At 33.3% G+C, this 19,879-nt stretch carries 21 protein-coding genes; 12 read left to right on the top strand and 9 right to left on the bottom strand.

All coding sequences use genetic code 11. The annotated features are described in order from the left end of the window. The first annotated feature begins 187 nt into the window (after positions 1–187). Both atpD and DK508_RS18390 read left to right on the top strand, forming a co-directional pair. Entirely contained in the window at positions 188–1,696 is a 1,509-nt protein-coding gene (gene atpD / locus DK508_RS18385) for a F0F1 ATP synthase subunit beta (RefSeq protein ID WP_109302245.1), read from the top strand. 86 nt (positions 1,697–1,782) lie between these two features. Then, positions 1,783–2,058 (top strand): F0F1 ATP synthase subunit epsilon, encoded by a 276-nt coding sequence (locus DK508_RS18390; RefSeq protein WP_109302246.1) that lies wholly within the window; start codon positions 1,783–1,785, stop codon positions 2,056–2,058. A gap of 144 nt (positions 2,059–2,202) precedes the next feature. Here DK508_RS18390 and DK508_RS18395 read toward each other — a convergent pair whose 3' ends face one another. From DK508_RS18395 to DK508_RS18410, 4 genes are all read right to left on the bottom strand, one after another. Further along, positions 2,203–2,751 carry a GNAT family N-acetyltransferase gene (locus tag DK508_RS18395; protein ID WP_109302247.1) on the bottom strand — a complete coding sequence of 183 codons (549 nt, stop codon included), beginning with the start codon at positions 2,749–2,751 and terminating at the stop codon, positions 2,203–2,205. A 1-nt stretch (position 2,752) separates the two neighbouring features. Beyond that, on the bottom strand, positions 2,753–4,573 hold the full coding sequence (locus DK508_RS18400; RefSeq protein ID WP_109302248.1) for a M61 family metallopeptidase: 1,821 nt from the start codon (positions 4,571–4,573) through the stop codon (positions 2,753–2,755). Between the two features lie 160 nt (positions 4,574–4,733). Further along, positions 4,734–4,937 carry a helix-turn-helix transcriptional regulator gene (locus DK508_RS18405; RefSeq protein ID WP_109302249.1) on the bottom strand — a complete coding sequence of 68 codons (204 nt, stop codon included), beginning with the start codon at positions 4,935–4,937 and terminating at the stop codon, positions 4,734–4,736. A 2-nt stretch (positions 4,938–4,939) separates the two neighbouring features. Beyond that, positions 4,940–5,443: a DUF2975 domain-containing protein gene (locus DK508_RS18410; RefSeq protein WP_109302250.1), complete on the bottom strand. Its 504-nt coding sequence runs from the start codon at positions 5,441–5,443 to the stop codon at positions 4,940–4,942. A gap of 128 nt (positions 5,444–5,571) precedes the next feature. Here DK508_RS18410 and DK508_RS18415 point away from each other — a divergent pair, with 128 nt between their 5' ends. The 3 genes from DK508_RS18415 to bioA are packed head-to-tail and all read left to right on the top strand — an operon-like array spanning position 5,572 to position 8,646. Beyond that, positions 5,572–6,729 carry a pyridoxal phosphate-dependent aminotransferase family protein gene (locus tag DK508_RS18415; protein ID WP_109302251.1) on the top strand — a complete coding sequence of 386 codons (1,158 nt, stop codon included), beginning with the start codon at positions 5,572–5,574 and terminating at the stop codon, positions 6,727–6,729. Between the two features lie 11 nt (positions 6,730–6,740). Further along, a complete protein-coding gene (gene bioD, locus DK508_RS18420) occupies positions 6,741–7,391 on the top strand; it encodes a dethiobiotin synthase (RefSeq protein ID WP_109302252.1) in 651 nt (216 codons plus the stop codon). Further along, positions 7,381–8,646, top strand: a complete 1,266-nt coding sequence (gene bioA, locus DK508_RS18425) for an adenosylmethionine--8-amino-7-oxononanoate transaminase (RefSeq protein WP_109302253.1) — start codon at positions 7,381–7,383, stop codon at positions 8,644–8,646. Before bioD ends, bioA begins: the two co-directional genes overlap by 11 nt. On the opposite strand, the gene DK508_RS18430 is transcribed toward bioA, so the two are convergent. Then, positions 8,618–9,643 carry a hypothetical protein gene (locus DK508_RS18430; RefSeq protein ID WP_109302254.1) on the bottom strand — a complete coding sequence of 342 codons (1,026 nt, stop codon included), beginning with the start codon at positions 9,641–9,643 and terminating at the stop codon, positions 8,618–8,620. The two genes, bioA and DK508_RS18430, sit on opposite strands and share 29 nt — an antisense overlap. Continuing rightward, complete coding sequence (locus DK508_RS18435; RefSeq protein ID WP_109302255.1) at positions 9,621–10,073, bottom strand: cytochrome c oxidase assembly factor Coa1 family protein; 453 nt, start codon at positions 10,071–10,073, stop codon at positions 9,621–9,623. Before DK508_RS18435 ends, DK508_RS18430 begins: the two co-directional genes overlap by 23 nt. A gap of 139 nt (positions 10,074–10,212) precedes the next feature. Between DK508_RS18435 and DK508_RS18440 the strand changes: the two genes are divergently transcribed. From DK508_RS18440 to DK508_RS18450, 3 genes are all read left to right on the top strand, one after another. Next, on the top strand, positions 10,213–11,382 hold the full coding sequence (locus tag DK508_RS18440; RefSeq protein ID WP_109302758.1) for a beta-ketoacyl synthase N-terminal-like domain-containing protein: 1,170 nt from the start codon (positions 10,213–10,215) through the stop codon (positions 11,380–11,382). Positions 11,383–11,486: 104 nt separating this feature from the next. Further along, positions 11,487–12,590, top strand: a complete 1,104-nt coding sequence (gene bioB / locus DK508_RS18445; RefSeq protein WP_109302256.1) for a biotin synthase BioB — start codon at positions 11,487–11,489, stop codon at positions 12,588–12,590. Between the two features lie 64 nt (positions 12,591–12,654). Beyond that, entirely contained in the window at positions 12,655–13,524 is an 870-nt protein-coding gene (locus DK508_RS18450) for a cupin-like domain-containing protein (RefSeq protein ID WP_109302257.1), read from the top strand. Between the two features lie 27 nt (positions 13,525–13,551). Here DK508_RS18450 and DK508_RS18455 read toward each other — a convergent pair whose 3' ends face one another. From DK508_RS18455 to DK508_RS18465, 3 genes are all read right to left on the bottom strand, one after another. Beyond that, positions 13,552–13,977 carry a regulatory protein RecX gene (locus tag DK508_RS18455; protein ID WP_370443857.1) on the bottom strand — a complete coding sequence of 142 codons (426 nt, stop codon included), beginning with the start codon at positions 13,975–13,977 and terminating at the stop codon, positions 13,552–13,554. A 111-nt stretch (positions 13,978–14,088) separates the two neighbouring features. Beyond that, on the bottom strand, positions 14,089–15,627 hold the full coding sequence (locus DK508_RS18460) for a ribonuclease E/G (RefSeq protein ID WP_109302259.1): 1,539 nt from the start codon (positions 15,625–15,627) through the stop codon (positions 14,089–14,091). Positions 15,628–15,908: 281 nt separating this feature from the next. Next, entirely contained in the window at positions 15,909–16,199 is a 291-nt protein-coding gene (locus DK508_RS18465) for an HU family DNA-binding protein (RefSeq protein WP_024768281.1), read from the bottom strand. Positions 16,200–16,329: 130 nt separating this feature from the next. On the opposite strand from DK508_RS18465, the gene mutY reads away from it, so the two are divergent. From mutY to gldD, 4 genes are read left to right on the top strand one after another with little or no spacing between them, the layout of a single operon-like run. Continuing rightward, complete coding sequence (gene mutY / locus DK508_RS18470) at positions 16,330–17,385, top strand: A/G-specific adenine glycosylase (RefSeq protein WP_109302260.1); 1,056 nt, start codon at positions 16,330–16,332, stop codon at positions 17,383–17,385. Between the two features lie 39 nt (positions 17,386–17,424). Continuing rightward, complete coding sequence (locus DK508_RS18475) at positions 17,425–17,883, top strand: single-stranded DNA-binding protein (protein ID WP_109302261.1); 459 nt, start codon at positions 17,425–17,427, stop codon at positions 17,881–17,883. 24 nt (positions 17,884–17,907) lie between these two features. Beyond that, positions 17,908–19,239: a gliding motility-associated protein GldE gene (locus tag DK508_RS18480; protein WP_235016435.1), complete on the top strand. Its 1,332-nt coding sequence runs from the start codon at positions 17,908–17,910 to the stop codon at positions 19,237–19,239. Beyond that, positions 19,220–19,795 carry a gliding motility lipoprotein GldD gene (gene gldD, locus DK508_RS18485; RefSeq protein ID WP_109302263.1) on the top strand — a complete coding sequence of 192 codons (576 nt, stop codon included), beginning with the start codon at positions 19,220–19,222 and terminating at the stop codon, positions 19,793–19,795. Before DK508_RS18480 ends, gldD begins: the two co-directional genes overlap by 20 nt. The last annotated feature ends 84 nt before the right edge of the window (positions 19,796–19,879 follow it).

The raw sequence follows: 19,879 nt of genomic DNA on the forward strand, positions 1-19,879 counted from the left end.
CAGCATTAAGTGAGTTCTATTTTGTTAAAAAAGAGCATATTTGCTGCCTTCAAAAAAACAAAATAAAAGACATTATTTTTTCATTTTAAAAGACTATATTTGCAGCCTGAAAAAAGGTCGTATTTGATAGTCACTATTAAATGACCGTTTTCACATAGTTAAATACTAAACATTAAATAGTTAGATAATGTCTAAAGTTACGGGTAAAGTATCTCAAATTGTAGGTCCGGTGATCGATGTAGAATTCGCAGCAGGGACTGAATTACCAAAAATTTACGATTCATTAGAAATTAATAAAACAGACGGTAGCAAACTGGTGTTAGAGGTTCAGTCTCACATAGGTGAAGATACTGTTCGTACCATTGCAATGGATTCTAGTGATGGATTAAGCAGAGGAATGGAAGTTGTAGGAACTGGAGCTCCAATACAAATGCCAATAGGTGGTGATGTATACGGACGTCTATTTAATGTAATTGGAGATGCTATTGATGGTCTTGGAGATCTTCCTAAAACAGGAGAAGATGGTCTTTCAATTCACCGTCAAGCACCTAAGTTTGAAGATTTATCGACTTCGACTGAAGTTTTATTTACAGGGATTAAAGTAATCGATCTTATTGAACCTTATGCAAAAGGTGGTAAAATTGGATTATTTGGTGGTGCCGGAGTAGGTAAAACAGTATTGATTCAGGAGTTGATTAACAATATTGCAAAAGGCCACGGTGGTCTTTCTGTATTTGCAGGTGTAGGAGAAAGAACTCGTGAAGGAAATGATTTACTTCGTGAGATGTTAGAGTCAGGAATTATTAAATATGGTGATGACTTTATGCATTCTATGGAAGAAGGAGGATGGGATCTTTCTAAAGTAGATAAAGAAGTAATGAAAGAATCTAAAGCTACTTTCGTATTTGGACAGATGAATGAGCCTCCTGGGGCACGTGCACGTGTTGCACTTTCTGGTCTTACGATTGCAGAATATTTCCGTGATGGAGCAGGAGAAGGACAAGGAAAAGATGTACTTTTCTTCGTTGATAATATCTTCCGTTTTACACAAGCTGGTTCTGAGGTATCAGCACTTCTTGGGCGTATGCCATCTGCGGTGGGTTATCAACCAACACTAGCTACAGAAATGGGTGTAATGCAAGAACGTATTACATCAACAAAGAAAGGATCTATTACATCTGTACAGGCAGTATATGTACCTGCAGATGATTTAACAGATCCGGCACCAGCAACAACTTTTGCTCACTTAGATGCAACTACTGTATTGTCTCGTAAAATTGCTGAACTTGGTATCTATCCAGCGGTAGATCCATTAGATTCTACTTCAAGAATTCTTTCTGCAGATATTTTAGGAGATGAGCACTATAATTGTGCACAACGAGTAAAAGAGTTGTTACAACGTTATAAAGAATTACAAGATATTATTGCCATCCTAGGTATGGAAGAATTATCTGAAGAAGATAAACTTGCGGTAGGGCGTGCACGTCGTGTGCAACGTTTCTTATCTCAGCCATTCCATGTTGCAGAGCAATTTACAGGTATCCCAGGATGTTTAGTTGATATCAAAGATACTATTAAGGCATTTACAATGATTATGGATGGTGAATTAGATCATTTACCAGAAGCAGCATTTAACCTTAAAGGTACAATTGAAGAAGCTATCGAAGCTGGTGAGAAAATGTTAGCAGAGGCATAATTTAGTTAATTGTTGATAGTTGACAGTTAAAGAATATTTTCTAGAAAAACTATCGATCAACAACAAACAACGAAGAACTATAAAATATGTATTTAGAAATAGTAACTCCAGAAGCAGTATTATTTAGTGGTGAAGTAACATCGGTTGTAGTACCAGGTGTAGATGGAGAGTTTCAGATGTTAGATAATCACGCACCTATCATTTCTTTATTAGGAAAAGGAAGTGTGAAAGTGTATGGTGAGATGACACTAGAAGAAGAAGTTGCCGAAAAATTCGTTAAGGAAAATGGAGTGACTTTACTTCCGATAAACTCAGGAACTATTGAAATGAAAGATAATAAGGTGATTGTTTTGGCAGACTAAACAATCGTTCTTTATCATAAAAACTAAAAAGCATCTTCAAATTTTGAAGATGCTTTTTTTTATGAGCACATATAGAGTTTTTATTTATATAATAAATATAACTATTATAAAGAATAGAAGAAAAGAGGTCATCTGGCCTCTTTTCTATTTCCAATCCCATTGAATTAAATGCCAGGTGATCTCATCATCAGTATTGTATATTAATAGGTCTGTAAAACCAATTGCATAATGTGCCCGTAGAGATCTAGGGTTGTTAGCTGCTACTTCGGTAATTAGTACATCATATTTTTCACCTAATTCGTTGCGCATAGTTTGATATAAACCCCTAAAAATTCCTTTGCCACGATACGCCTTATCAATACAAACTTGCCCCATAACGATATATGATGTTGAGTTATTAAGGTGTTTTTCGATTTTAGCAAACATGGGTTTAAGGATTTCAATATCATTGCCAAAATCTGAAGTCATACATAAGGTATAACCAACAACTTTATCATTGTGCTTGGCAATGATGTGAGGTTGCCGATCATTCATTTTACTTAATATATCTATATCATGTTTAACCGTTACAAAACCTTCTTTATGTTTCTCATCTTTAGAAATATTGATTGGCAAATTCTTCTGTTGTAACTCTAGTATTTGTAATAATTCGTTTTTATGTTTGACAGAAGTATATTCTATTGTTGATCTCATGTTAGTGAGCTTTTAACCAATTATCGCGATGTTCCTTAGTTTTCTTATCCGGTTTTTGTGATAATGCGGTTTTGATAACTGGTGTGTTTTCTAGCAGTAATTCGGTTTTAGATGTTTTGCCTAACCGATTATAAGTAATTGTAATTTTATCTCCAGGCTTGTATTTTTTTAAGGCAGTCTTTAATTGCTCATCATTGGTTATTGTAACCTCATTAATTGCAGATAATATATCTCCTTTATCAAGACCTGCTTTATGTGCTGGAGAGTCTTTTTGAGTGTACTGATCAATGAACAGTTCATTACGATCGTTATTGTGTTTAAGTGAAGCTCCGTGATAAGGAGAGTTTTGGTCCTTAACAATTAATACGCCTACACTTGCAAAAAGAGATTCGTAATTAGGCATTTGACTATCGTAAATATACTTTTGAAAAAAGTCATTCGCAAAAGAAGTGCCTGCGTATGTTTCTAAAAGGAGATGTAGGTCTTTAACTGTATACGGTTTTTCGATTTTACCATATGTATTCCAAACTAGTTTCATATAATCGTCAAGATGTAAACCTTCTTTGTGATTACGCAATGACAAATCTAAAGCAAGACCCAGCATACTACCATAAGAATAATAAGAAATAAACGTATTTCCTCGATTTACTGGATCTACAGATTTAGCAGCATCTACAAATGGTGCCTGATAGCTCATTTCAATAGGATTAAAGAATTTTCGTGCAGGAGAGTTCCATACATAGTTATAAGTTCTAGCTAATCCTTTGATATATTTTTCACGACTAATTACTCCTGCTCTGCACAAAATAAGATTTGTATAGTAACTAGTAAACCCTTCGGCAAACCATAGAGCTTCGGACATATTGGCCTTTTCGAAATTAAAAGGCTCCAGGTCTTGCGGCCTAATGCGTTCTACATTCCATGCATGAAAGAATTCGTGAGAAACAGTACCTATATTACTTTCCATTCCGCCATCAGCTAAGCTTCTAGTACTGGTAAGTATGGTAGAATTTCTATGTTCCATTCCGTCACCAGAAGCGTTAGGTATGTAACAGGCTAGAAAAGTATATTCACCATGATCAAAATCAGGGTATTCTCCAAAAACGGCTTTTTCTTGCGCTACAATTTTCTTTATTTTCTCAAAATAAGTATCAACTTCCTGTTCAGAACCATTATGATGCAATACAAAACGTATGGTATAGGTTTTGTCATTATTTTTAACATCAACTTTTCTAATGGTATGATTACTTATTTCGACAGGACTGTCCATAAAATATTGCAGATTTGGTGCCGAAAAATTGTTATTGCCATTATCAATAAGTTGAGTAGCTACTTTCCATTTAAGATCTTTTCTAACATCAAACCGAACCGAAACAGCACGATCCTTATGTGCAGGGATAAACATGAATGTAGCGGGAATATTAAGATGCGCATGCGTTTCATCAATTTGGGAATACGTGCCATCTCCTCTATCGGCAAATAAAATGTATGAAACTATAATAGTGCCATCATGTCCAGAGACATTCCATTCATGGGGATTAGGACGTGTAACAAGGAGTTCTTTTCCTTTACTATCAGTGATTTTGAGATCGTAAACATTTTTGGCAAATTCATGTAATGCATATCGACCAGGTGATGTTCTACTCATTCTTAAGGCAACAACTTCACTATCTAGGTTAGAAAATGTAGCTTTAATATTAGCTTCATGATGTATTGCATTTTTAAATGAAATAATATAATTACTTTCATAATCATTAGAGCTTGTTTGAGAGAAGCCCAATGTTGCAAATAAGATAAACAGTATGATTGATGTGAATTTCATGATCGTATAAAAATTATATTTAGCCCGCCATTATTATGGATAGCGGGTTAAATATAAGTTATTAATCATGATAATCATAAAAGGATAGACTCTTTGAATTTATAGAGAATAATCGTTTCTGTACTTTTCTTGATTTCATTTAATTAATGACGATAAATATTTATGGTTGATACTCCAAAATATCAGAGGGTTGACATTCTAATACTTTGCAAATTGCTTCTAAGGTTGAGAATCGAATTGCCTTTGCTTTTCCTGATTTAAGGATGGAGAGATTAGCTGTTGTTATTCCTATGTGTTCGGCCAATTCTTTACTCTTCATTTTTCGCTTGGCCAACATTACGTCTAAGTTTATAATTATTGGCATAGTTATACAGTTAATTCGTTTTCGGATTGAATATCTCTTGCTTTAGAAAATACTTCGCTTAAATACATGAAAAAGAGACCTATTACAGGAAATAAAACTATAGAACTATCAAATTCGATGGCGAAATTGCTATGAATTAAGAAGGTGACTGTGAATTTTCCAAGTAGTTCTCCAAAACCACAAATCACAAATAGAATCCCTACGTTTTTAAAGTTTCGAATTACTGTATCCGTAAAGGGATTTCCTTCAGATAAATCATTTAGACTATGTTTTAGAAAAGAAATAGCTTTGAAAAACGCGAACGAAAGTAAAAGAACCAGAACTTCGGCGATGATAACTTTTATAGAGCTTAGTGAATAAAGTGTTTCACCTTTTAATAGTGAAGGCGCAACTTCTTTTTGATTAAAAATATCAAGTAGTAATGTAAAAACTCCTGTAAATATGCCCAAGCCTATGAGGTAATAAAAAATAGTAATTAGTTTTTTTAAAATAGTAATTGGTTTCATTTAGTGTAAAATTATCGTTTAACGATAACAAATATACAAAAATTATTGTTTTTCAATAATTTTTTATTAAAAAAGGATAATATTAAGATTGAATTTTTAAAAACTAAAGGTCTTTGTACCTTTGATGCATGTTACCCAAAAAACTCATAAAGAAACTAGATGATCGCAAAGCGAACAATGCGATAAGAAGATTAGGAATAGAAAATACATTGATAGATTTTTCATCTAATGATTATTTAGGGTTTGCATCTTCAAAAACAATTTTTGATGATACCCATGATCTTTTGATAGTTAAAGGGCTTTGTCAAAACGGTGCCACAGGATCTCGGTTACTTTCTGGAAATCATGAGCTATATGTAGAGATAGAAGCAATGCTTTCTGATGTTCATAATGCCGAAGCCGCTTTGGTTTTTAATTCGGGATATGATGCTAATGTGGGATTTTTTTCTTCTGTCCCCCAGCGTGGAGATATTATCCTGTATGATGAGTTTATTCATGCTTCAATTCGAGACGGAATCCAAATGAGCCATGCTAAATCGTATAAATTTACACATAATGATTTAAATGATTTAGAACAAAAACTAAAACAAGTTAAACCAAATCCAATACGCCATAATGAACCTGGCCAAGTATATATTGTTACCGAATCTGTGTTTTCAATGGACGGTGATATTCCTGATTTAAAAAGATTTGTTGCGTTTTGCGAAGAAGGTAACTATTATTTGATTATAGATGAAGCTCATGCTTCTGGAGTTTTTGGTAAAAATGGATCTGGATTACTTCAACAGTTAAAAATAGAAGATAAAGTTTTTGCACGAATCAATACTTTTGGTAAAGCCTTAGGGTGTCATGGAGCAGTAATTTTAGGTGCTACAGAATTAAAAAACTACCTTATTAATTTTGCTAGAAGTTTTATTTATACAACAGGGTTACCGCCGCACTCATTGGCTACGATTCAATCTTCTTATAATACGTTAAGTAACTCTTCAGAAATTGAAAAATTAAAAGATAACATAAAGTTTTTCAATCACACATTAGAAACAACAGGTTTAAAAAATAGATTTATAGAAAGCACATCTGCGATACATTGTTGTATTATTTCGGGTAATGAAGAAGTAAAAAAAATAGCTAAAGCTCTAAAAGAAAAAGGGTTTGATATAAAGCCTATCTTATCGCCTACGGTACCCATAGGAAAAGAGAGGTTGCGTTTTTGTCTACATAGTTATAATTCTAAAGAAGAAATTAGTAAAGTTTTGGGGTTGTTAGCTACCTTTGTTTTAAAGTAAAAAAGACAATTATGTCAAGAGGAGATAAGGAGCCTTCAAAAAAAATATTCATTACAGGAATAGGAACCGAAGTTGGGAAAACTATAGCTTCAGCCATTGTGGTGGAGTCGTTGCAAGCAGATTATTTTAAACCGATACAAGCAGGAGATTTACATTTTTCGGATACAGATAAAGTAAAAGAACTTGTGTCTAATTCAAAATCCGTGTTTCATCCAAATAGTTATGCTTTACATACACCTATGAGTCCACATGCTGCTGCCGAAATAGATAATGTTTCTATCAAAATTAACGAAATCACTCTTCCAAAAACAGATAATGATTTAGTGATTGAAGGAGCAGGTGGTCTTTTAGTACCATTAAATGATAAGCATACCATAATAGATATCATTAAGCCTGAATATAGAGTAATTGTTGTGTCTAGACATTATTTGGGAAGTATAAATCATACATTAATGACCGTAAAAATGTTACAAAATAAAGGGATTACACCTTATGTTATCTTTAGTGGGGAAGCACATGAAACTACAGAAGATATTATCAAAAAGATGACAGATGTTATGGTGATTGGTAGGATTGATAATGAACCCTATTTTGATCAAATGGTAGTGAAAGAATACGCCGAATTATTTAAAGAGAATTTAAAATCTATATATGAGTCTTAAAGAAAGAGATAAAAAACATCTTTGGCATCCACTTACCCAGCATAAGATTCATCCAGAGGCATTGCCTATTGCAAGGGCAAAAGGAGCATTACTTTTTGATGAGAATGATAAAGAGTATATTGATGGAATTGCATCTTGGTACACAGTTATGTACGGCCATTGTAATGAGTATATATTAGATAAAGTGCAACAGCAAATGCAAAAATTAGATCAGATCGTATTTGCTGGATTTACACATGAACCTGCTATTAAGTTATCAGAAGAGTTGATTAAAATTTTACCCAATAATCAAGAAAAAATATTTTTCTCGGATAATGGTTCTACTGCCAACGAAGTTGGTATTAAAATGGCGTTACAGTATCATTTTAATAAAGGAGAGAAAAGAGATACTATTATTGCTTTTATCGATGGTTTTCATGGAGATACTTTTGGAGCCATGTCGGCTTCTGGGCTATCGGTATATAATGGCCCTTTTGAGGATTTTTTTATTAATGTAAAACGTATTCCTACTCCAAATCAAGAAAACATTGATGAGGTATTAAAACAGCTACAGGATATTATAACAACTAATGAAGTCGCAGCATTTATTTATGAGCCTTTGGTACAAGGAGCCAATGCTATGCATATGTTTGAAGCTGTGTATTTAGATCAAATTCTTAAAATTTGTCGCCAAAACAAAATCGTTACTATTGCTGATGAGGTTATGACTGGGTTTGGTAAAACAGGAAAAACTTTTGCATCGGATCATATATCAGCTAAACCCGATATCATCTCGATGTCAAAATCACTTACAGCGGGATTTGTACCGATGGCGGTTACTAGTTGTACTCAAGAAATATACGATGCATTTTTGGATGACTCGATAGGTAAAGCTTTTTTTCATGCACATACTTATTCTGCAAATCCTATTGCATGCTCTGTAGCTTTGGCAGGAATCGAATTGTTGCAAAGTGAGGAAATGCAAAATAATATTCGTCGAATTATTACTTCGCATAAAGAATTTAATACTACGATAAAAGATCATCCCAAAGTAAAGGCAACACGACAAATGGGAGTAATTTTTGCTATGGAATTACATATTGAAATGGATCGATATGGTAAAAAAAGATATGAGATTTTTAACCATTTTATGAGTCAAGGTATTTTTCTAAGACCTCTGGGAAATACGGTTTATATATTAGCTCCTTATGTGATCACAAAAACACAACTAGATAAGGTGTATGGGGCTATAATTGATTTGTTAGACTTTGTATAGTGTTTTCTAATTTAGTTTTAAAACCCTCCTTATTATCAATAAAAAACGCAATGGTCGAGTAACTCTTTTTTGTTCCGTAGAGTCCGGTAAGCGTGTTCTTTTGTTTTAGGGTGATCACTATATTATGAGATTCTAAGTCACCTAATGGTGATAGTTTTTTAATTTCATCGTTCCATTCGAGATCTGTACTAGAAATGCTTACAGATTTAATAGTATTTATGTCTATAGTGCTTTCGCTTAAAATACCATATCGTAGGTATAGTTTATTCCCTTCGATACTAATAGGTCTTTTAAGTATAGATTTCATAAACCCAAATACTTGAATACAGGTATAAATACTAAGAATAGAAGCTATCCAAGCGGCTATGACACTCCATTTTACGAGAAGAACATGAATGACATAGGTTTCGATACCAATTATGGGTATAAATGCTATTAATAATGAAATGGTACCGGAGTTCTTGTGGTAAGAAAATTCATTTTGTTTTAAGGTTTTCTTTTTCCAATATATAAAGCCGTAATATAATACGGCAAGCTCCATAGTCAATAATTCGGCTATTTTTGAGGGTAATATTTCGTGACAAGTGTCTTTAAGGGCAGAGAAAAAATCAGAATTCGTTTCTGCGTTACTACGGTATTTTTTTAAAGTTTGTCTTACTTTATAGAATATAAAGGAAGCTACTCCCAATTCAATAATGGGGAATATCCAAGTTTTAACCCAGTTAAGGGTAAATTGGTTTTCTTGAGGAATAATATTCGATGCGATAAGTATTCCAAAAACAAAAAAAGGAACTATAGTAATCCTAGGAATTTTCTTTTTCCTAATTAATAAGAAATAAACAAGAGGAACCGTAAATAGTAAATCTAAAGTAACCCCAATTGATAAAGTATCAGGATTTGCTTTAAACAATTTTGTTGTGGTCAACAAAATCATTGAACCAATAATTAATAAAGGTACTCCAAAAGTAATAATATTACTCGAGTTCCTGATTGTCATGTTCTTGTTGTTCATAGCCTAGTAAATCAATTTGTTCATCGGTTTCTGAAATGATCACGTACATTTCTGAGTACGTCCATTGGTCATTTTGTTTAATGCCAACTACATATAATTTAGCTTTTCCGTTAGGACCTTTAATAGGAATAGAAATATCTGCATTACCAGTGTTATTTTCAAAAGAGAGTTTTCCTTGCATTATACCATTAGTTTCTACAGGCTCTCCCAAAATACCAATTACATATTCATCTTGTTTAACTTTTGCCAGTGCTTCTTTGTACGGATCAGATCCTGTCATAAGTTCACTAACTCCAAAAATAACAGAGCCTAAAAAAACAAAAAATAGAATAATTGCAGTTAGACAACCTCCTAGTGGGACAGCCCAACCCCAATTTCTAGCAAACCAACTTTTGCGTGGTGTATATTCTTCCATAAATTAAATATATTGTCTTTTGTATATAAGTAGTTAAACTTCGATTTTTGTTACTGATTTTTAATGCTAAAGCATCATAAAAGTAACATATCTATTGAACAGAATAGAACAAACCAGTACATTTGCCAAAACAAAAAAATTGCAAGAACCAATATCTATTACAGGCATTTCGTCAATATCTCCATTAGGAGTTTCGCAAGAAGAAATTTGGGAAAGATATAAGAACCCTTCTCATTGCATTTCTGTAATGGATTTTGATGGTCAACAAACTCCGATAGCAGAACTTTCTATAGAAACAAAAGAAATCATTTCGGCACTCAGGAAAGAAAGCGATCATTTTAAACCACTAGATAACTCTGTTCTTTTTGGTATTTATGCAGCACGCCAGGCTATTAAAAATGCAAATTGGTCCCAGGATCGCAATTTTGGAATTAATATTGGATCTTCTAGAGGGGCAACAGGAATTTTTGAGAAATATTATAAAGAATTTCTTGATACAGGTAAATCTTCTACGTTAAGTTCACCAACCACCACATTGGGTAATATTTCTTCGTGGATTGCACATGATTTGCAAACTACAGGTCCCGAAATAAGTCACTCTATTACTTGTTCTACTGCATTGCATGCAGTGCTTAATGGCGTAGCATGGATACAATCAGGTTTGACCGATAGATTTTTGGTAGGTGGAAGCGAAGCACCTTTAACGCCATTTACAATTGCTCAAATAAAAGCATTAAAGATTTACGCTCTAGAGATTGATCAAGTTTACCCCTGTCAAGCTATGAATTGGGATAAAAAAAGAAATTCAATGTACTTAGGAGAAGGAGCGGCTATGGCTTGTTTAGAAAAGGGACAAGTAGAAAACGCCTTGGCATTAATTTGCGGTATAGGCTATGCTACTGAGCCTTTAAAGCATAATATTTCTATATCGACAAAAGCAGATTGTTTTCAAAAATCAATGAAAATGGCTTTGGGAAAATTTTCTCCCAATGAAGTAGATGTTGTTGTGATGCACGCTCCAGGAACAGTAAAAGGAGATATGGCAGAATATAATGCTATAAAAACAGTTTTTAAAGATAGTGTACCCGCTCTAACCACCAATAAATGGAAGATTGGACATACCTTTGGAGCCAGCGGAATCTTGAGTTTGGAACTGGCAGCTTTGATGATCAAACATCAAGAATTTATACCGGTACCATTTGTAGATTATACAAATACACCTAAAAAACTTAATAAAATAATGGTGAATGCAGTAGGTTTTGGAGGAAATGCAGTTAGCATTTTGTTAGAAATACCTAACCGAAATTAACATTATTCACTATTTTGTTGTTATTAAAATCCACTAATTTGATCTTTTTAAGTTGTGTTTTTTGATTTTAAACAATTACTTTTGAAGACTTACATACCTTATATATGAGCGTTACAAGACACGATTGGACAAAGCAAGAAATTCTTGATATTTATAATAAACCTTTAATGGATTTGCTTTATGAAGCCGCTAGCATTCATAGAGAGCACCATAACCCAAATACTGTACAAGTATCCACTCTTTTATCTATAAAAACAGGTGGATGTCCAGAAGATTGTGGGTATTGCCCTCAAGCTGCTAGATACCATACTGATGTTGAAGGAAATGACTTAATGAGTGTGCAACAAGTAAAAGCACAGGCATTACGAGCAAGAGCTTCAGGTAGTTCGAGAGTATGTATGGGTGCTGCATGGCGTAATGTAAAAGACGGGCCAGAGTTTGAAAACGTGCTAGAAATGGTTCGTACAATTAATAAATTGGAGATGGAAGTGTGTTGTACACTTGGTATGATAACAGAGAACCAAGCACAACGACTAGCAGAAGCAGGATTATACGCTTATAATCATAATTTAGATACTTCAGAAGAGTATTATAAAGAAGTAATTTCGACTAGAGGTTATGAAGATCGTTTGCAAACCATAGATAATGTGCGTAAAACTAATGTTACTGTATGTAGTGGTGGTATTATTGGTATGGGAGAAAAGGTCGAGGATCGTGCAGGAATGTTAGTTGCACTTTCAAGATTAAATCCGCAACCAGAATCAGTGCCTATTAATGCATTAGTTGCTGTAGAAGGTACTCCAATGGAAGAAGAAAAACCAGTGGCGATATGGGATATGATTCGTATGGTAGCTACTACGCGTATCATCATGCCTAAAACGCAGGTGAGATTATCTGCAGGAAGAACTGATATGAGTAGAGAAGGACAGGCGATGTGTTTCTTTGCTGGTGCAAATTCTATCTTTGCAGGAGATAAATTACTAACTACACCAAATCCAGATGTTAATGAAGACATGGAGATGTTTTCATTATTGGGCTTAGAACCACAAAAACCATTCGTTAAAAAGGCACAGCCAGAAACTGTTGAAGCCAAAGATTCTAAGTTCGAAGCTCTGGGAGAAAAACCAAAATGGTCAAGACCTGATCATTCTATAGAACGTAATGAAGCTGCTAAGTATAAGTCCAAAAAAATTGTAGCTGATAAATAGAATTTCGGAAAGAGTATTTTTCACACATAAAACGGAATCGTTTTAAAATTACTTTCATATCCAAGTGAAATTAAATTTAGAGCAAATAACAAGGGTAAAAACAATTACCAAAGAAGAGTTTCTTACACAATATGTCGCTTTACAAAAACCAGTTGTAATTGAGCGATTGATCTCTGATTGGCCTGCGTTCAAAAAGTGGAATCTATCCTATATTAATAATGTAGCTGGGGATAAAACCGTTCCTATTTATGATGATCGACCTATTTCTTCTAAGCGTAAGTTTAATGAAGCTCACACCAGCATGAAAATGTCTGAGTATGTTGATTTACTCAAAAAAGGACCAACTAATCGTCGAATTTTTCTTTATAATTTACTTAAAGAAGTTCCAGAACTTCAAAACGATTTTAGATATCCCGATGAAATAGGTTTAAAATTTATGAAGAAGATGCCGTACTTGTTTTTTGGTGGTGGCGGCTCTAAAGTGTTTATGCATTATGATATAGATTTGGCAAATATCCTTCATTTTCATTTTCATGGAGAAAAACAATGTATTTTATATCCTCCTTCAGAAACCAAATACCTGTATAAGGTACCTCATTCTCTTATATCACATCAAGATATAGATTTTGCCAATCCGGATTTTGATAACTGGCCAGCTTTGAAAAGAGCTAAGGGATTTACAGCTAACTTAAAACACGGAGAGACTCTTTATATGCCTGAGGGGTACTGGCATCAAATGACGTATTTAACCCCGGGATTCTCAATGAGCATTCGCTCAACTTCTAAAGGAATAAAGAATTTTTCTACTGCTGTCTATAATGTTTTTATCATGCGCCATTTTGATAATCTGATGAGAAAAGTAAAAGGACAAAAATGGATTGAATATAAAAATGCAAAAGCTATTGCAATAACTAATAAAAGAAATAGTTTTTAATAAGCTATAAAACTAAAAATATATTTTTTAAAAGAGTTCTTTAACTTTTTCAAAAACTAATTGATTTTCCCACCCTCTATAGAGTAGGTAGTCAATTAGCTTTTTTTTCTTTTTATAGAGATCTTGTTCAGAAATAGAGATCATTTTTTTCTCAGCCAGCTCATGAAAAGTTTCTAAGTATTCTTTTTCTGATATTTCTTTTAAGGCCGTTTTGATATTATAAGCAGATATTTTTCGATATTTCAATTCGCGTATGATCCGTTGTTTCCCCCATTTTTTTATGCGAAACTTCCCTCTTGCAAAACTCTGCGCAAAACGTTCTTCGTTTAAAAAATTATGATCAAGAAGGTGTAGAATAATTTTTTCCTTGGCCTCAGGAATCAGCAACATGGTTTTAAGTTTATTTTCTATATCCTTATGACAACGTTCTTGATACGCACAGTATCGTTCCATTTTTTTTGTAGCCTCTGTTACGCTAACGTATTTTATGTTTTTATCATTCATTCGAAAGGCAAATATATAAAACAAAAAAACCCAGCTCAATTAAGAACTGGGTTTTTATTTTTACTTTATCAATTCACCATTTTGATCGTGAAAATGATATTCTAAATACGTGTAAGCGTCTCTAGGTACAATCTTTACCCATCTTTTGTGGTCTATAAACCATTTGGATCGGGTAGATGGAAATCCTTTAGTTAAAAAAGCTGCAATAAAAGGATGTGCGCTTAGCGTAATCTTTTTATGATCTTTTTTAATTAATTTTTCTAATTCGACCTTTATTTTATCTACTAGAACAATTGGCGCCTCAACTTCGCCATCATTACCGTTTGGATTATCCTCTCGGGTTTTTATGTTCATTTCTGGTCGCACACGTTGCCGTGTGATTTGAATCAAGCCAAATTTACTTGGCGGTAAAATCTTATGCTTAGCTCTGTCGTCTTTCATCTCTTCTCTTAAATGATTAAAGAGTTTTCTACGGTTCTCAGCATTATTCATGTCAATAAAATCGACTACAATAATACCGCCCATATCTCTTAGACGTAATTGTCGAGCTACTTCTGCAGCACTAATAAGATTTACTTCTAGCGCTGTGTCTTCTTGGTTTTTGGCTTTGTTTGATCTGTTTCCACTGTTGACGTCTATTACATGCATCGCCTCTGTATGTTCGATGACTAGATAAGCGCCTTTGCTCATGGATACTGTTTTGCCAAAACTAGTTTTGATTTGTCTTTCGATACCGTATTTTTCAAAAACGGGTGCGTTAGACGAATGAAGTTTTACAATTGATTCCTTTTTAGGTGCAATTTCTTGCAGATACTCTTTGATTCTGTTGCAGAGATCTTCATCATCTACAACAATTGATGTAAAGGTGTCATTAAAAACATCTCGTAATATCGAAGATGCTCTATTCATTTCACCTAATACTTTTGATGGATGGTGTGCTTTGTATAATTTTTTACACATAGCTTTCCAGCGATCCATCAAGTTTTGCAAATCTCTATCTAGTTCTGCTACTTTTTTGCCTTCTGCTACTGTACGTACTATAATTCCGAAACCTTTAGGCTTGATACTTTTAACAAGCCGTTTTAAGCGTTCTTTTTCTTCTGAAGACTCTATTTTTTGAGAAATAGAAATTCGATTAGAAAAAGGAACTAAAACAATATATCTACCGGCAATTGATAGCTCTGAGCTTATCCTAGGGCCTTTTGTAGAAATAGGTTCCTTCACTATTTGTACTAATAGCGATTGATTTGATTTTAGCACATTGGTAATAGTACCGTGCTTATCAATATCGTTCTCGAAAGGAAAATCCTTAAGAGAATAATTTTTTAATTTACCTGTGCTTACACGTTTTATGAATTTAAGTAAAGAAGATACTTGAGGACCCAAATCATGATAATGCAAAAATGCATCTTTTTCATAGCCAACATTTACAAATGCGGCATTTAATCCAGGGACAGATTTACGGATTTTGGCAATAAAAATATCACCTACCGAAAAATTACTATCGTCTTCTTCCTTATGTAATTCAATTAGTTTTCCATCCTTTAATAAGGCAAAATCTGTAGAGGAACCAGATCTAATGATCAATTCTTTGTTCACTCTGAGTTAGATTTTTATTCTGATAAATAAATATCAAAATGGATTAAACAATTTTTTCACAGGAATTTTTGATAATTCCGTTGAAATAAAGTCTATATACGGGTAGCCATTGATATAGATTCTTTATTTCGATTTCAAAGAACTCTTAAACGAAAAAAGTAGTTAGAAACTACTTTTTCTTGTGGCGGTTAGCTCTTCTTCTCTTTTTACGCTTGTGCGTCGCTACCTTGTGTCTTTTACGTTTTTTACCACTTGGCATAGTGTGTACTGTTTATTTATTATTATTTAACTTCTACGTTTGTTTTTACACCTTCTACAAATACCTTAGCTGGTTTAAAAGCTGGTATATTGTGTGCAGGTATTTTGATAGTAGTATTTTTAGAAATATTACGACCAGTTTTTTCTGCTCTTGTTTTGATGATAAAGCTACCAAATCCTCTTAGATAAACGTTGTCTCCGCTTTCTAAAGAACTTTTAACTTCTTCCATAAATGTTTCAACTGTGGCTTGAACATCACCTTTTTCTATTCCTAGCTTTTCTGAAATTTTTGCTACGATATCTGCTTTAGTCATTATAATACCTATTTAGGGGTTTTTAAATTTTCAAGGGGGCAAATATAGGAATTTAAAATCCAAAAAATCAATACTTAAGATTAAATTATCATCTTTAATCGTTTAATTTTGTAAAACCTATAATTTTGCTATGAAATTTTCTAAAAAACTCATTACGTGGTATTTACAAAACAAAAGATCAATGCCTTGGCGTGAAACTAAAGATCCTTACCGAATTTGGCTTAGTGAAATTATACTTCAACAGACAAGAGTAGCGCAAGGATTACCGTATTATTTGTCGTTTACAGAGGCATTTCCGTCGGTTTTTGAATTAGCAAATGCCAAAGAAGATGAGGTGCTAAAATTGTGGCAAGGATTAGGGTATTATTCTAGAGCTAGAAATTTACATACTACAGCCAAATATGTGGCAAATGATCTTAATGGTGTTTTTCCTGATAATTATAAAGGTCTTTTAAATTTAAAAGGAGTTGGGGATTATACAGCAAGTGCGATAGCATCAATCTGCTATAATGAGGTTGCGCCTGTAGTTGATGGAAATGTATATCGGGTATTATCGAGATATTATGGAATAGAAACACCTATTAATAGTACCGATGGAGTAAAAGAGTTTAAAAAATTGGCTAGCGAATTAATAGATCACGACAAGCCAGCTGATTATAATCAGGCAATAATGGAGTTTGGAGCATTACAATGTAAGCCTAAAAGCCCTTACTGTATTGTATGTCCTCTTAATGATAGTTGTGAAAGCTTAAAACAAGGAATGGTAGAAAAGTTACCCATTAAACTGAGAAAACTAAAAATAAAGAAGAGGTACTTTAATTACTTAGTGTTCCTGATTAATGGAGAGCAAACTATTATTAAACAACGCACGGGAAATGGTATTTGGAAAGGGTTATATGAATTTCCGTTAATCGAGATGGAGGATAATAGTATAGATGTTATTGAATCTCATGATATGTTTAAGAATGTAATTAATGGTGCAAAACATGAAATTACATCTTTTAAAGATACTCCCATAATTCATAAGTTATCTCATCAACATTTGCATACTAGATTTTATATTGTAAAACTAAATGATATGCCAAAAACAGAAGGAGTGTACAAAGTTGTTAATTTTAAAGAGATACACAATTATCCTGTTCCAATTCTGTTAGGTAATTTTATAGATTCGTTTTTTAAGGTATGATCCTTTTTTATTACATTTACTAATATTAATAAACACGCAATGTCTGGAACATTAAATAAAGTAATGCTTATTGGGCATACAGGAGATGAGGTAAAGATGCATTATTTTGAAGGAGGTAATTGTATTGGTCGATTTCCGTTGGCTACAAATGATTCGTATTTAAATAAAAGTACAGGAGAACGAGTTACCACTACAGAGTGGCATAACATTGTAGTTAGAAATAAAGCGGCAGAAATTTGTGAAAAATACCTTAATAAAGGAGATAAAATTTATGTCGAAGGCCGTTTAAAAACAAGAAAATGGCAGGATGAACAAGGTAAAGATAGATATAGCACCGAAATCCAGTGTACTGATTTTACTTTTCTTACTCCTAAGAACGAGACCCAACCTACTGAGCCAGCAGCTCAGCAAACACCGAAAGTGAATCCGCCTGTTGCTAACTCGCAGACAACTTCACCTGAAACAACTGATGCAGAAGAAGATGATCTTCCGTTCTGATATGTTTAATTAAACAAAGATAATTTGGACCCTGATCCTGAACTGTTATTTATATCATTATTCGTTTTTGATTTTATGCAAACTATAAATTTGGTGGTACTATGTGTGCTGCTAATTTTTTCTGCTTTAATTTCTGGTAGTGAAGTAGCTTTATTTTCTTTAACTCCAACTGATCTTAGAGATGAAGAAGGTGATTCTAAAAACCTTAAAATTATTACCAAACTTTTAAATAATCCCAAAAAGTTATTGGCTACGATATTAGTAGCAAATAACTTTATTAATATTGCAATAGTTCTTCTTTTTGCCTCTTTGGGAAACGCGTATTTTAGAAGTTTAGACTATACATGGTTAGGCTGGATTAATGTGCGATTTGTTGTAGAAGTTGGGATTGTTACTTTTTTGATTTTGCTTTTTGGAGAAATCCTTCCTAAAGTTTATGCGAGTAGAAATAGAATTAAATTTGCCAAGTTTATGGCTCGTCCTTTAGGAATATTGTATTGGTTACTCTCTCCTATAAGTCAACCTATGCGCAATGTAACTATGGGTATACATAATAGGTTAGGGAAACAAAAATCTAATCTAAGTGTTGATCAGTTATCACAAGCTTTAGAGTTAACCTCGGACAAAGAAACAACGGTAGAAGAGAAGAAAATTCTTGAGGGGATTGTGTCTTTTGGAAACACAGATACCAAACAAGTTATGAGGCCTAGAATTGATATTTTTGCCTTAAGTAATGTTGCTCCTTACTCAGAAATTCTTCCTGAAATCATAAATAATGGATATTCTCGAATACCTGTATTTGAGGAGAGTATAGATAAAGTTATAGGTATTCTTTATGTTAAAGACCTATTGCCATATATTAATACATCTGATTTGGATTGGATAACTTTGATTAGAGAGCCCTATTTTGTTCCAGAGAATAAAAAATTAGATGATTTATTGAATGATTTTAAAGATAAAAAGAATCATTTAGCAATTGTTGTAGATGAGTACGGTGGTACAAGCGGATTAATTTCACTAGAGGATATTATTGAAGAAATTGTAGGAGATATAAGTGATGAGTTTGACGATGAAGATATAATATTCTCAAAATTAGATGATAATAACTATGTTTTTGAGGGAAGAACTGCATTAAAAGATTTTTATAAAGTTTTGAAACTTCAGGATAATGGTATTTTTGAAGATAAAAAGGGAGATGCAGAAACGATTGCGGGCTTATTGCTCGAGATATCAGGAAGTTTCCCTAAGCAAGGAGAGAAAATTGTAGTAAACAACTATGAGTTTAAAATAGAATCTTTGGATAATAAGAGAATAAAACAAGTGAAATTGACAATTAATGAAAAAGAAAGTATGTAATTTTTTTGTTTGGATAATATTGCCTTTGATGTTTATGTCCTGTGGTGGCGAGGTCATTCCAAAACCAGAAGGAATGCTTAGGTTAAGTTATCCCATTCCTAAATATCAAGAAATTGAATTGCCATGCTCCTACTCATTTGAAAAAAATGAATTTTCAGAATTAAAGAAAGCAAGAAGAAATAGAAAGTGTTGGTATAATCTCGAATATCGTGAAATGAATGCTACTTTGTATCTTTCTTATTATAAAATTCAAGATAATTTGGATTCATTGTTAAGAGATGCTCAGAACCTTACCCAAGAGCATTTTATCAAGGCAGATGGAATTAAACCCAACGAGTATGCGAATCCAGAAAGTAACGTATACGGAATGATATATATGGTGTCTGGCGATGCCGCTTCTCCATCTCAGTTTTATGCTACTGATAGTGTTAATCATTTTATAGTTGGTTCGGTATATTTTAAAGTAAAACCAAATTATGATTCTATACTTCCGGCGGCAGATTATTTACGTAATGATATTAGGCATCTTATGGAGAGTCTTCGTTGGAAAGAATGAACGCTAAATCTTAGTTAATTTTCCCTCAAAAAAGTACTTGATCATTTATAATTTTATCATTTTTGCAGCTTAGTAATAAGGGAG

This window comes from Aquimarina sp. AU474 (assembly GCF_900312815.1).
Lineage (GTDB): Bacteria > Bacteroidota > Bacteroidia > Flavobacteriales > Flavobacteriaceae > Aquimarina.

Excerpts from the sequence above, each read along its gene's own strand:
- bioD (WP_109302252.1), top strand. The coding sequence starts at position 6,741 with ATGTCAAGAGGAGATAAGGAGCCTTCAAAAAAAATATTCATTACAGGA.
- gldD (WP_109302263.1), top strand. The coding sequence starts at position 19,220 with ATGAAAAAGAAAGTATGTAATTTTTTTGTTTGGATAATATTGCCTTTG.
- DK508_RS18430 (WP_109302254.1), bottom strand. The coding sequence starts at position 9,643 with ATGACAATCAGGAACTCGAGTAATATTATTACTTTTGGAGTACCTTTA.
- mutY (WP_109302260.1), top strand. The coding sequence starts at position 16,330 with ATGAAATTTTCTAAAAAACTCATTACGTGGTATTTACAAAACAAAAGA.
- DK508_RS18390 (WP_109302246.1), top strand. The coding sequence starts at position 1,783 with ATGTATTTAGAAATAGTAACTCCAGAAGCAGTATTATTTAGTGGTGAA.
- DK508_RS18465 (WP_024768281.1), bottom strand. The coding sequence starts at position 16,199 with ATGACTAAAGCAGATATCGTAGCAAAAATTTCAGAAAAGCTAGGAATA.
- bioB (WP_109302256.1), top strand. The coding sequence starts at position 11,487 with ATGAGCGTTACAAGACACGATTGGACAAAGCAAGAAATTCTTGATATT.
- DK508_RS18415 (WP_109302251.1), top strand. The coding sequence starts at position 5,572 with ATGTTACCCAAAAAACTCATAAAGAAACTAGATGATCGCAAAGCGAAC.
- DK508_RS18405 (WP_109302249.1), bottom strand. The coding sequence starts at position 4,937 with ATGCCAATAATTATAAACTTAGACGTAATGTTGGCCAAGCGAAAAATG.
- DK508_RS18475 (WP_109302261.1), top strand. The coding sequence starts at position 17,425 with ATGTCTGGAACATTAAATAAAGTAATGCTTATTGGGCATACAGGAGAT.
- DK508_RS18435 (WP_109302255.1), bottom strand. The coding sequence starts at position 10,073 with ATGGAAGAATATACACCACGCAAAAGTTGGTTTGCTAGAAATTGGGGT.
- DK508_RS18395 (WP_109302247.1), bottom strand. The coding sequence starts at position 2,751 with ATGAGATCAACAATAGAATATACTTCTGTCAAACATAAAAACGAATTA.
- DK508_RS18455 (WP_370443857.1), bottom strand. The coding sequence starts at position 13,977 with ATGGAACGATACTGTGCGTATCAAGAACGTTGTCATAAGGATATAGAA.
- DK508_RS18410 (WP_109302250.1), bottom strand. The coding sequence starts at position 5,443 with ATGAAACCAATTACTATTTTAAAAAAACTAATTACTATTTTTTATTAC.
- DK508_RS18400 (WP_109302248.1), bottom strand. The coding sequence starts at position 4,573 with ATGAAATTCACATCAATCATACTGTTTATCTTATTTGCAACATTGGGC.
- atpD (WP_109302245.1), top strand. The coding sequence starts at position 188 with ATGTCTAAAGTTACGGGTAAAGTATCTCAAATTGTAGGTCCGGTGATC.
- bioA (WP_109302253.1), top strand. The coding sequence starts at position 7,381 with ATGAGTCTTAAAGAAAGAGATAAAAAACATCTTTGGCATCCACTTACC.